Raw genomic sequence first — 12388 nt, 5'->3', positions numbered from 1 at the left:
ATCATTGAAGAACCCCGTTCATTCTTGCTCTTCAGATATGAAAAAATCGACCGAAGCCAATTTTTTCGCCTTAGCTGCAAGCGTAACTGAATCGCTGCGTACAAGGCTGAGTTGTAAGACTTATAATAGTGATCATTTTGGTAATGTTAAGTTCGACATAAACTATCTGTTAATCATAAGCCATAGTTCTAAGTTATATTAAGGCGAGTCCATTCGAGATTCCCAGTGATAGAGAAAACGTGAGGTAGGCTAAAGTAAATTATCGGTCTATAATTAGTCCATATTTAAACTAATGGGATTTTTATGAATATTCAAACCGTGTCCTACCTGAAAGCAAATGCCAATAACCTCTCTTTAGATGATCCTTTGCACGTCACTCAAAACGGCAAAGAAGTGTATGTTGTACAAGACTCGCAGGCTTACTATGAGCAGCAAGAAACCATTGCTTTGCTTAAGCTGATTAACCTTTCTGAGCGCAGTTTGAATCAAAAGGGTGAGCTGTCTTTGGATGAGGCCTTTGATGTCTGAGTCTTTTCAAGTTGTTGCTACGCCAGTATTTAAAGAGACACTCAAAAAGCTATCAGCATTTTTAACACGCAAACATGGAGCCGTTGTAGCTGGTGACGCAAGGAACTTAATTAAGCAACAGGTTCTGGAACTGAGTCATCATCCCTTTTCCTCCCCGATTAGTGAGCGGTTAGCTGCTTTGGGTTTTATGGACTATCGCCAAATGCTGGTCGCTCAGCATAACTTAGTGTTCTATCGGGTCGATGAAGAGGCGAACAAGGTTGTACTTATTGCTGTGATGGACAGCCGACAAAGCATTGAACAGCTGCTTTATGAAACCATGCTGGTGCTTTAGAGGATGAAAGAGCCCAAGAATCTGAAAGCGAAGGACTGGGAGAGAAGTAAAATATGACACCTAAAATTCCCATTAATCCTGTCGGTTTAGAGCCAGAATTAGAGCGCTAGTAAGTAAAACGGGTCAGAGTTCAATTAAGCTTAGAGTCACTTTGTTTAGAACACAGGGTTCGCAACGCTCTTTTACCACCTCTGCGATAAATACTGGGTGAAATACAATGGCATCACGATGTTGGTTTGTTCTAACGCTGATGAGCCTTGGGTGCCAGTGAGTTTGAATGTTGTGTTTGGTGCGCATTTATCAATGTAAGACGCAAGTGACTTTGCGCGGGTACGTTTGCCACTTTTGACTTCTACTGGGACGATATCTCTTTCATCGGTTGCCAAAATAAATTCGATTTCGGTAATCCCTTTAGCACTTTTATGCGCATAAAAGTGCGAGATTTTACATTTTTATGCGCATAAAAATGTAAGTTTTGTTTTTCTGTCAGAGGTAAGAAATAGCAGTTTTGAAAGGCTTTATCGGGTGAAGTTCCAATACTTTATTTATAAATAGACACAGTAATGTTCATTTTTTGTTTTATTTGTCTATAATGGATATAACTGTATCCATTTGGTCTTTGCGGATGAATTTTACCTTACTTGATGATACCGATGTCAGCCAAGCCTATGCGGCTTATTTGCGAGGGTTACGCCAACAAGCAAAGCTATCACGAGCAGCGTTGGCTGAACGAAGCTGTGTACCTGCGGCCACCATTAAGAAATTTGAGCTGACCGGGCAAATTTCATTTCGCCAATTGCTGTTGCTTTGGCAGACTCTCGACTCGTTGGATAGGCTTTATCAGCTCACGCAACCTAGCAAAGAACGCGCTGCTATACCCACGAGTATTGATGAGGTGCTAAAAGATGAGTTTTAAACCCATTCAAAAACTCATGGTAACTCGTACGTTAAGCTCAGGTGAGCAGGTTGCTGTAGGGGTCTTGGCGCAGAATCGGCAAGGCGTTTTTTTTCAGTATGCAGACGGCTATTTGCAGCAGTTTGGCAATTTATCACCTTTTACCTTGCAAGCGAACGCGCAAGTTCAAGCCGCACCTAAAGCACCTCATCAAGGTGTACATGGCGTATTTGGGGATTGTTTACCTGATGGCTGGGGCATGCTGTTACAAGATCGTATTTTCCGGCAAAAGGACATCCTGCCTAATCAATTAACAGCGATGGATAGGTTAGCCTTTGTCGGTGATAAAGGCATGGGAGGGTTGTCTTTTTCTCCGGTGTCTGAGTTTTCAGCTACGACAAACGCTGACATTGATTTAGCTACTTTAGGCTTAGAAGCGCAAACGCTGTTCGATGCTTCAATGTCAGGTTATGTGGATGAGAATCACGATGAGTTAGATGGACATACTCAGCAGGTGTTGGCTGCATTAGTCGCCGGAGGGAGTTCGGGTGGGGCAAGACCAAAGGCACAGATTTATATGCCTGCTGGGGAAACTCAGCAATGCCGAACCTTTGCAAAGCCTGGCGATGAAGCGTGGCTGATTAAATTTACCTCGAAGAATCTAGCGCTCGGCCATGAAGAAGGTTTGTGTGAGGCGGTTTATTTGCAAATGGCTGAGCAAGCTAGGTGCCAACCGCCGCTATGGCAACTCATTGAAGCACCGCACACCAGCGGTGCGCCTGCGTGGCTAGCACTCAAGCGTTTTGATTATGTCACTGAACAGGCCGACTCAGGCAGTCAACTCAGTGCAGGTCGATTGCATATGCACAGCGCTTGCGGGCTGCTGGATGCAGACTTTCGAACGCCAAGCTTAGATTATATTGACTTGATCAAAGCCAGCCGTCAGTTGTGTAAATCTCCCGCTGCTGGACAACTGCAATTTCGCCGCGCCATGTTTAACCTGCTGTCGTCTAACCATGACGACCACAGTAAAAACTGGGCATTTTTGCAAGCGGATGACGGTCAATGGAATCCTGCACCTTTTTACGATGTTACCTACAGTCCACATCCATTCAACGAACACGCCACTGCGTTCGGAGGTTATGGCAAAGCGCCACCGCTTAAGGTAATGCAAAAACTTGCTACCAGTGCTGGCTTTTCGAATTGGCATGATGCAAGGCAAGTCATTGAAGAAGTCGCAGAAGCCATCAGCCAATTTACTCACCTTGCACAGCAACAAGGGGTCAGTAAAACGACAGCATCGGCAATTGCTAAGACATTGGATCAGCGCAAACAAGAAAATGCCGCGCTTTATTATCGCTAAGTCTCACCCTTAAACTCAGCTAAACGGTGTTGTGGCAGGGGCGATTTTACGCCCCTGTTTTAAGCTCCTTTGCGCAGCACAAACATCTGATAACCAAACTCGCCTAGGTAGCGTTCATAAATCGCAATTTCTCGCTCGATATCTGCGATGGCATTTGAATTTGGCATGCTTGCTTTTACTTCTGCAACTCGCGCTTTGAGTGGTTGATAGTAGTCGTGCCATGCTTGGTCACTTAAAGTGAAATGATCAATCACTGCAAAACCAGCTTGGCGCATTTGGCCTATGCGTTTTTCGATAGTTTGCATATCTGGGTATTCACCTTCCCAGAACGCTACTGCCTCTTGGCTTGGATTATCGGTTAACCATACTAGGTCACTGATTACCATGAAGCCGCTATTAGTCAGTAATTTACGCCACTGGGTTAACGCTTGCTTAACACCCATTATGTAAGCCGCCGCTTCTGACCAGATGCAATCAAAGCTTTCAGGCGCAAAGGGCAGATCCGTCATGCTGGCGCAGCTTAGCGTTACACGGGTCTTTAGCCCCTGCTCGGTGAGGCGTTCACTGAGTTCATCCAGCGCACTTTGCTCGTTATCTACCGCCACAATCTCGGCTTGGGTGTGCTCTGCCAATAAACGGGTTGAAAAGCCTTTGCCGCAGCCAATATCAATGATCTTGGTGGGTGTTGTTGGCAGTGTGGACAAGGTTTTTAGCGTATCGGCATCACTGCTAGGCCCCCAGCGTTCTAAGCCTTGGAATACCGTCATAAAATCGGCCATGTATTGATCGTGTTCGTTCATATCTTTTGATAACCATTTCAAATGCAGGGCTTGTTGTTCATTAAAGCCTTGCTGCTTTAACCAATCCAGATGGGCGTCTGGCGCTAATTTATCGGTCTGTTGGTGCCAAAGACGCAGGGAACCTTCACCCAGCAAGGCGGCAAGTAACGCGCGAGCTTGTCGCTTTTTAGCGATGTCTTCGTCCAGCTGCTGCAAGCGCTTTTCAAGTACAGAGCGCTGCACCTTGCTGTCTAAAAAGGATTTACATTCCTTAAGTGTTAAACCGCCCGCTTGCAGTTGTTGCAACAAGTGCAAGCGCTGAGCATCTTTGTCTGAATACAGCCGATAGCCGTTGGGTTGGCGAACACCCTGCAACAAACCTTGCTTCTCGTAGTAGAGCAAGGTTGACCGTGACAGCCCGACTTTTTCAGCTAACTCTGAAATACGATACACAGATAAAACATCCTTTCTGCTTTTTTTAATAATCGCGCTACTGGCTTAAACAGATCAGAACACGAATGACTATAAACTATGAAGTTATAGACAGGTCAAATGCGGTCAGCAAAAATATCGTTCAGTAAAATGCCATTAAGCAGATCGCTTTTACGGGGAATGAAAAAGCCCTGTTCTCACGAAGAAAAACAGGGCCTTTAAAGAGGTCTTGAACGGGTAACTTTCTACCTAGGAATCTACTCGATGTTTTGAATCTGAATATAGAAAAAAACACAAGTTACTGATTTAAAACTATTAAATTTAAGCTTTAATAGTTTTGTCACCACCTTTGTCACCGTTTTGATATGATTGGATGGTACATAAAGTTTCCATTCCTATACAAAGGGTGTCTGTTGTAGCGAAGCTCGTACAGCAGCCTACTTTATTAACTTCACAATTATAAAACTATAGATTGTTGAATAAATTAACGTTAGGCCACTTTTTAAGCAATTCTTGGGCGAGCTTTATTCGCTTTCTTAATGTCGCAGTAGACATATCATCTAGAGAGTGCTGGACTAAGAGATCGAGAAAATCTTCTTGCGAAATTCTTTTAATCAGTGCGTTATGCCAGAGGTAGCAAACTCCAATTAGTACGTTTTCGAGATACCTGCTTTCTAGTTTCTGATTATCCTTCAAAGTTTGTAATGTATACTGGTCTGTTACTAATAAGCTAGCTAGATAAAGTCGCTCTTCTAACTGTAAGTTCGAGGGGCCATAAAATGTACATGGATTACCAAACTGAAGGGTGATGGGTTTCTTAAATAGCTGAGAAGTATCAATTTTAAGGCTGTGTGGAATCCCTAGTGCGACAATGTCTAATCTAGTGTCCCTATACCGTTGATTTAGTTCTGTAAGCTGTTCATTGCTTAGCTGGCTGCTGTTTACGTAGTGGCCCATTAATTCCAAAGGGGCGGGAAGCTTGCCACTTAACCACCACAAAGGATGCAGGCCTACAGGGTTTGATCGAAATAGCAGCTGTATCTCTGTCAGCGGACAAGGACTTGAGGTGCTTATTCTTTGGAGGTTTATATGCTCACCCCATTTTTGTAGAAGATCGGTTGAATAGAGCTTTTGTAATGTCTCAATGCATCCACGAACCTTAATTGACCAAGATGGATGTTTGAGCATCGTTAGATAAAGCATTATCAAATGGCGCAAAATCATGTGCTTGATCAGCTTTGGGTCACCGTCATCAAAGGTGTTCTGCTGAATTTTGGGGTAAAAGCCAGAACTAGGTTTTAATAATTGCCATAATGCCTTTGATCGTTGTTGAAATTTTTTCAACTGATTTGCGATAAGGTTCGGCTCGCGGAGTGTATTGTGGTAGTTGCGTGGCACTATATCAAGATGCTTATTACAAAAGATAGTAGGGGATATTCCTTCATAGTAGCAACATAGTGCGTGAAGCGTTGATGCCCACTTGCTGGGTTTATTACAGTTAAGCAGAGGGAATTTAACTTTATCTAATGGATTATTTCCAATCTCAAGTTCGCGAGCAACCTCAATAATATGACGGTGCTCATGACCAAATTGATCTAAATTCCTGTCATTTCTTGGGGAGTCAAACATACCATAGGAGTGTATAACAAATGCAGTTTGACCATTATCCAGCGGCCTTTCATCAATAGCTACTAAGCTTGAGGTAAGCTTCTTTTTTTTAACTAGCTCGTAGAGAGTAAGTAGTGTTGGGTCCGTAATAGTAATTTCACTATTATGCTGTCGGCTCTTATCCAGTGCTTCCCTTACAGAATAATAAGCTTTTAAAATATTTTGAGGCTCTAAGAGAGATTGCTTAGGGTTGGTTAATAAGTCAAACGGTAAGTGAGGGAAGTTTTTTGCTACGCAATGTAAGTAACCAATAAGACTGATGGGGCAATTTATCTCAGCTAGATGAGCCATGATAGATTCTAATTGCATTCGAGGTCTGAATGCTTTACTCAGCAATGTATACACTTGTGGACGATAAAATAGATGTACGTGTTTGATAGCATCTTCAAAATTATTTAATTCTTTATTGTCTCGCTCATCAAATGTGCCTAACAATAAGTTGTAAGAAATCCCTGCCTCAAAACACTTCCTTAAGAGGTCGTTAGCGCTGCCAGTCTTTAATGTTAATTTTTCCATAACATCCTACAAGAAAAAATACAATAACAAGGTTGAAAAAAAGTTTTCTATGAAAACAGACGACACGACAAGTAATTCTCTTTAAATTCTCTACGCGGGTGGAACACATGCGCACTCAATTCATGTAGAAAGCGTATAGAGCGTTCTACATAACCTGTTTCAATATTTATAATAGTGAGGGCATAGTATGCTTGACGATATTTTTGCAAACAACGAAAAACGCTTAAGAGCTCTACGTAAGGAGTATAGTGCAGACAGTGTCGCATCATTGGTCAATGACCGACTTAAAGAGAAAGGTGTAAGTGATAGGGTGAGTGGTCCAGAAATAGATGCTTTTCTAAAAGTAGCTGATTTGGGTAAAAATAGAGCTTTAGTTCCCCATAAGGGATTTAAGGAAGCTATGGCTTTTGCTAAAGATTCTGGTTCTGATGGAGCTATGGTCTGTTAATTTATAGAAAACATTAATGAGAGAGCCATGTTTATCGCTGATCTGTAAACATAGCTCCCTCTTAATACTCTCTTTTCTATTCCTACGGAATGAATAATAATGTTTATATTATTGATTTAAATGGAAATTTTTTATGCATGCTTTTGACGGAGTGTTTTAATTGATCTATTTATTATGAAGAAGGAGCTGCGCTCTAGTAATAGTGTGTTATCGATTTCTCTAGTGAGGCCCTAAGCTTTTCAAGAACGAAGCTCAGGTTAGGTGAGGTTAGCCTACAACTACCTGACTTGGTTAGTTCTCCTTTCACTGTCATTCCTTCAAATTCAGCTTCAAACTTAATGCTATCGGTCAGGTAACGTTTATCAGAAACTAGTTCAGCAAAAGCCTCTCGGACATCAGTTTTACCTGAAACTACTATTTTTGCAGTTGAGTTTAAGGAAGTCCTAATGCCATATGAGGATATTTGGAAGATTTTTACCTCATCAGCCTCTTCCTCAATCCGTCTCAACCAGCATTCAGGGGCAACACTCAGCTCTGATAAAACCAATCCAAGGCCAGTCAAGCTATGAAGCTTATTGGAGAACTTCTTTAACGAGCGTGGAGGCTCAGAAATATACATAAAGTGTGATTCATCGCTCCAGTTGAACTGGCACGTATAGTAGTTAATTGACTCTACTTCAGAAATTTCTCCAAAGGGATCTTCTACTAAGTTTTTTAGGATTACTTTCTCAATATATTTTCCAACAAGCTTTTTAGATGTTGAAGTCGAAAGCAAAAAGCCAGAGCCTGTACTCTCTGAGTATTGATTTTTTTTCATTAACTGTGAAAGCTCACCAAGAGAAATTGGGAGCTCTGAGTATAACCACTTTGCTTTCATCATTCGTTATTCTCCGTATTTCTGGAGTGCCATCTGTAATGCCTTTTCCGATGCGTCCCTGAGTTTTAGGTTATATTTGTCGTTATCAAACGGTGATACACCTTTCCGAGTGACATTGTGCTCAGAGGTATGGCTGTTGAACGGGTATATACCCCTAATCGTATACATGAAATCAGAGCATAATTTAGGTTGCCCAAATTGTGCTTCAAATTCTACTTTAGGCCCTTCAAATGATGTATCTATAGCTGTCCAAATTATTCTATATATGTAAAACCCACGATTATGTAGTTGGTTAAACTCAGTTGAGTCAAGAACTCCATCTCCAGCTAAAGCTGCTTTGTTTATGTATGATGCAAGCCTTGCTTCTGTTCCTTCGTCCTCAAACTCGTCTCGCAATTCTTGCTCAAAATGATATACGTCTACACTAGATACATTATCGAATTCGAAACCATCAATATTTCTAATCAAATAATCAAAAAACTGACTCCTTATTGCAGCATCCGGCAAAGATTCAAGAGAAATGGAAAACTCCGCGAGCTCCTCGCCACTCTCTTTAGTTACCTGTGCCTTCAGGACTGTTTTAAGGCGCTCAGAAATTTCCTTCGCCTTTTTTGTGGAAGGTAGCTTCATAACCACTCCATCTGCACTGCTCTCAATCTGTATCTCACAGGTTTTAATCGTGCGTTGTCTAAGTTCTGTTTTGGTGAAGTCTTGATCAACATAGGTAACTGTTAAGGTCGTTTTACTTCCCGACTTGTTGACTTTCACAGAGTCATCACCATCAGCAGACAAATTAGCTTTCAATGTAGAGCAAGCGGTAGTTATCTGCTTTTCTTCAATATTCCCTTTTAAATTGGTATGAGTAGTTTTGTCTTTTCTATTAGGGTTTTCTAAAAGTCTTCCTATCCACTTGAAGTCAGCATAGCCCAATGTTAAAGAACAAATTTTCTCAATAAGCTCCTGTTTTGAAGATTGCAATGAGACGAGCTTCCCTCTTTTACGGAGAAAAGTAACAAGCTCACTTTGTGTGACTTTCTTATGTTGAAGAGCATCATAAATGTTCTTGTCAGTAGGAACATAAATCGACGGGCCAGTGTTAACTTTAGACATCTTCTCGCATTCCTATTTCCATTGGATTGAAGCTTTTAGTGAAGTTAGTTATACGCTGCACTTCCAAACTATCCATTTGCTTCTTCCTGCCTTCATCGTTCCCCCACATCTTCAAGTATTCGTACTTGGCTTTTTCAAAGTTTACATTTGCATGAGAGGACGCAGCAGTGAATCTAACTCGTATAGAGTAATCACTGCTAAGCATCTGGTAATGAGACATTGCATCTATCAGATAGATGAATTCATCTACTGTGTCACCGTATTCATGGTAGTAGATGATGAAACCACCTTTAAATTCACTGCTACTACGATGTTTGATAATCAACCAAGGAGATGTGAGGGCTTCAATTGTGGCAGGCTTACCCCACTCATCGCCACACCGCCGAGCACGAATGAGGTCAGGATAAAAGAACGTGTAATCGTCATGGCTAGGGAACAAGTCTTCGGCTTTCAACATTTTCATGTCACTAACGACATCACAGAGCCTTCGAATCAGATCCGGCCCTACAACCACTAACTCATTACCATCGGCAACAGGAATATCTTTGATTTCAACTTTCTCAAGTTCTGCTTGAAAGTTCTTATCGTATTCACTGTCATGGTTGTAGATAAAAAGCATACCCGACACGTCACCAAAGCCAACATCATTCAAGAGAAATTTGCTTTGCCAACTATCGCTGATGTTCGCACATTCGACAGACATAGCTAGAGTCTTTAATGCCCGAGTAATACTGGCTTTGGTAATGCTTCCAGCTGCATAACTTTTTAAGTCTGTATTGAGGTAATGCATTTGTCCTGTGTAAGGGTCTTCATAGAAAAACACTACATCTGATGGGTGAGTGTTCTTTCCATGGTGATCCGACTCGCAACTCCAATCCTCGTCTTTAGGGGCGCAAGTTCCCCATTTAAACCACTTGAAGATATCTTGAGAGACCAGTTTTGCTAGAGTTTCTATGTTTCCTGTTTCCGACATTACTCTTCCTTAATTTAGACAAAATACACGCTAAAGCATCTACAAATTGTTGACTGTTTCATCAATTTAATCGCAATAGAAAATTCCGAACAATCCGAGCATGAACCAGAGGTGACTAATAGAAAATGAATTTCAGTTGGCTTCATCTAGCTAAGAGTTCACTATTTCTTACCTAAGAAGCTACGCATATAGCATATCAAAAGCGAGCTGAATTCAAATTTCGGACTTGAAGTAATCAATGTGCTCCCTGAAACGATTTCAGAGCGTGTGTGGCTCAAAGTTTCATATGTTAAATTTTCAGTACTTTTTTAGTCAAATTTATAGCAATTAAATTTTTCAAAGAAACTAAAAAAATACATAAAAAAACATATGCTTATGTTTTTATTTGAGATTTTTTTATAAAAGTAACGCATATGCGTTACTTACACTGACTGAATCGCAACTAGTTCAGTAGACACTTCTCAGTCATCTTTTCGAACAGTTTCTCATACTCAACAGGTGACAACATATCATTAGCGCTATGGCGCCTGACAGGGTTATAAAACATTTCTATATAATTAAAAATGTCTTGTTTTGCTTCGCTCCTTGTCGAGTAAATCTTTCGCTTCACTCACTCTCTCTTTAAAAGCTGAAAAAAGCTTTCAGCAACAGCATTATCATGACAGTTCCCACGTCGACTCATGCTGGCTTGTAAGTTGTGATCATCCAAAAATCTATGCCAATCATAGCTGGTAAACTGACTGCCTTGGTCTGAGTGGATTGTCACCCTATGCTTTGGCTTTCTTCTCCATACCGCCATCATCAGTGCATCAAGAACAAGCTCCTTCACCATTCTTGGCCCCATACTCCAGCCTATTATTCGACGAGAATAGAGATCAAGCACGACAGATAAATACAGCCAGCCTTCATGTGTTCGGATATAAGTAATATCAGTTACCCACGCTGTATTTGGGCTTTCTGGATTAAACTGTCTTTCAAGCACGTTGCTGGCTATCGTATGTGTTTCTCCTGACCGAGCTCTAGGCTTTCGGTAACCTACCTGAGCCTTAAGGCCTGCTCTTCGCATCAGATAATGCACTCGATTAATACCACAAGATTCATTCAAGGATCTCAGGTCTTGATAGATCTTTCGATAACCGTAGACACAACCCAATTCCAGCCAAAGTTGTTTAACAAGACCTGTTAGCCGTTCATTTTCCTTAGCAAGTTTTGATTTTGGCTCTTTCAACCAAACGTAATAGCCACTGGGATGAACATCGAAGAGATTGCACAGTCGCCTTACTGAAAAGTCAGCACGGTGATCCCTGATAAAGGCGCATCTTAGTCTGGGTGGCTTGCGAAGTACGCCGCGGCTTTTTTTAACAGGTCGCGCTCTTCCGTCACTCGCTTGAGTTCTTTTCGAAGACGAAGAATCTCGCTCGACTCAGCAGAGGCCTCTGCAAACGATTGTGCCTCTGGACCATATCGTTTAATCCAAGCGTATAAACTGTGAGTGGTGGTACCTAAGCGATTAGCGACTTCAGCAACACTAAAGCCTGCTTCAGTCACTTGCTTAACCGCTTCAATTTTGAATTGTTCTGGGTAACGTGTTTTGCTCATAAATACCTCTCAATTAGATCATTTTATCTAACTAAAAGGTGTCTAGCTAACTAGTGGCGATTCAGACTATAAAATTCGCTACTTAGAAACAGCGAACTGCCTCAATTAGTGGTGCGCTAAAGTTAAAAACCAGAAATAGGTACTCTATTTCTGGTTTTTAACTTTCCCATAAAGCTATCTATCAATAGATAATTTAAGATCTCCTGTATCTTTCTGACTTATCCATTCAATAGCAAGCTTTGAGTAACTGTCCTCTTTGAGGCGCTGCGAAAGAGCTTCATACCTAAGCTTCCGGACATCCTGAGTGCTATCCATCTCTAGGTGTTCTTTCAAACTAAACTCATCAACATAAAGCTTTGACGCATCAATATACATATGAGACTTATCTTTATGCCTGCTTAGAGCAACATAAGCATTTGCTCTGTCCATATCATTGCTAAATAAAGTGTAGGTGTTGCCATCCACTGTGACACCTTGGGCGCTAAAAATAGTAAGAGCATATGCATGGCATAAAAATGTACCTTTCTCATCAGCATACTCTGATGCTAAGAAAGATAAGATTCTTCCATCGTCGGTTTCGACTTGTAACAGTACATCATCTGTCGTCGGTCGAATTTGCTTAATCGTCCCCGTCATGCCATTTGTAACCTGTAGCTTTTGATATTCATTTCGGCAGAACTTCACCCGATCGCCTACCGAATATTTATAGTCATGAGACTTACCAGCTACGCTGCACTTTAAGGGGACATCTTCTGTTCTAACTTTCCCTTCTGAAATGAGAAGGCTTCGATGTAGTGGTCAACTAATTCCGGACAGTAAATTAGGTTGATTCTCTGCTTTGGCAGGTGGCACTCCATCGTTAAATT

Annotated in this window: 11 protein-coding genes and 2 pseudogenes; 5 read left to right on the top strand and 8 right to left on the bottom strand. The window is 41.5% G+C overall.

Features of this window, described 5'->3' with window-relative positions:
• Positions 1-303 precede the first annotated feature (303 nt).
• Together AYW76_RS13455 and AYW76_RS13450 are read left to right on the top strand one after the other, a co-directional pair.
• The gene (locus tag AYW76_RS13455; protein WP_067221141.1) at positions 304-528 is read left to right on the top strand and encodes a type II toxin-antitoxin system Phd/YefM family antitoxin; all 225 of its coding nucleotides are present in this window, start codon (positions 304-306) and stop codon (positions 526-528) included.
• The gene (locus AYW76_RS13450; RefSeq protein WP_067221137.1) at positions 521-862 is read left to right on the top strand and encodes a type II toxin-antitoxin system RelE/ParE family toxin; all 342 of its coding nucleotides are present in this window, start codon (positions 521-523) and stop codon (positions 860-862) included. Before AYW76_RS13455 ends, AYW76_RS13450 begins: the two co-directional genes overlap by 8 nt.
• 182 nt (positions 863-1044) lie before the next feature.
• Here the strand turns inward: AYW76_RS13450 and AYW76_RS18985 are convergent.
• Positions 1045-1263, bottom strand: a pseudogene (locus tag AYW76_RS18985) (AAA family ATPase); the annotation flags it as partial.
• Positions 1264-1454: 191 nt separating this feature from the next.
• Between AYW76_RS18985 and AYW76_RS13445 the strand changes: the two are divergent.
• Positions 1455-1778 (top strand): helix-turn-helix domain-containing protein, encoded by a 324-nt coding sequence (locus tag AYW76_RS13445; protein WP_456264816.1) that lies wholly within the window; start codon positions 1455-1457, stop codon positions 1776-1778.
• Positions 1768-3120 (top strand): type II toxin-antitoxin system HipA family toxin, encoded by a 1353-nt coding sequence (locus AYW76_RS13440; RefSeq protein ID WP_067221130.1) that lies wholly within the window; start codon positions 1768-1770, stop codon positions 3118-3120. The genes AYW76_RS13445 and AYW76_RS13440 overlap by 11 nt, the downstream gene beginning before the upstream one ends.
• A 59-nt stretch (positions 3121-3179) precedes the next feature.
• Here the strand turns inward: AYW76_RS13440 and AYW76_RS13435 are convergent, their stop codons facing one another.
• Both AYW76_RS13435 and AYW76_RS13430 read right to left on the bottom strand, forming a co-directional pair.
• Positions 3180-4352: a MerR family transcriptional regulator gene (locus AYW76_RS13435; protein ID WP_067221127.1), complete on the bottom strand. Its 1173-nt coding sequence runs from the start codon at positions 4350-4352 to the stop codon at positions 3180-3182.
• Positions 4353-4796: 444 nt separating this feature from the next.
• The gene (locus AYW76_RS13430; RefSeq protein WP_067221123.1) at positions 4797-6515 is read right to left on the bottom strand and encodes a hypothetical protein; all 1719 of its coding nucleotides are present in this window, start codon (positions 6513-6515) and stop codon (positions 4797-4799) included.
• 187 nt (positions 6516-6702) lie between these two features.
• On the opposite strand from AYW76_RS13430, the gene AYW76_RS13425 reads away from it, so the two are divergent.
• A complete protein-coding gene (locus AYW76_RS13425) occupies positions 6703-6963 on the top strand; it encodes a hypothetical protein (RefSeq protein ID WP_067221120.1) in 261 nt (86 codons plus the stop codon).
• Between the two features lie 193 nt (positions 6964-7156).
• Here AYW76_RS13425 and AYW76_RS13420 read toward each other — a convergent pair whose 3' ends face one another.
• From AYW76_RS13420 to AYW76_RS13395, 5 genes and pseudogenes are all read right to left on the bottom strand, one after another.
• A complete protein-coding gene (locus AYW76_RS13420) occupies positions 7157-7843 on the bottom strand; it encodes a hypothetical protein (protein ID WP_067221117.1) in 687 nt (228 codons plus the stop codon).
• Between the two features lie 3 nt (positions 7844-7846).
• Positions 7847-8950 (bottom strand): hypothetical protein, encoded by a 1104-nt coding sequence (locus AYW76_RS13415; RefSeq protein WP_067221115.1) that lies wholly within the window; start codon positions 8948-8950, stop codon positions 7847-7849.
• Positions 8943-9923 carry a hypothetical protein gene (locus AYW76_RS13410; RefSeq protein ID WP_067221112.1) on the bottom strand — a complete coding sequence of 327 codons (981 nt, stop codon included), beginning with the start codon at positions 9921-9923 and terminating at the stop codon, positions 8943-8945. The genes AYW76_RS13415 and AYW76_RS13410 overlap by 8 nt, the downstream gene beginning before the upstream one ends.
• 442 nt (positions 9924-10365) lie before the next feature.
• Positions 10366-11522, bottom strand: a pseudogene (locus AYW76_RS13405) (IS3 family transposase).
• Between the two features lie 174 nt (positions 11523-11696).
• Positions 11697-12299, bottom strand: a complete 603-nt coding sequence (locus tag AYW76_RS13395; protein WP_156489079.1) for a hypothetical protein — start codon at positions 12297-12299, stop codon at positions 11697-11699.
• Between the last annotated feature and the right edge of the window lie 89 nt (positions 12300-12388).

The sequence above is a fragment of the Marinomonas gallaica genome, assembly GCF_001639745.1.
Classification (GTDB): domain Bacteria; phylum Pseudomonadota; class Gammaproteobacteria; order Pseudomonadales; family Marinomonadaceae; genus Marinomonas; species Marinomonas gallaica.
This window is presented reverse-complemented; position numbering and strand designations above follow the sequence as displayed.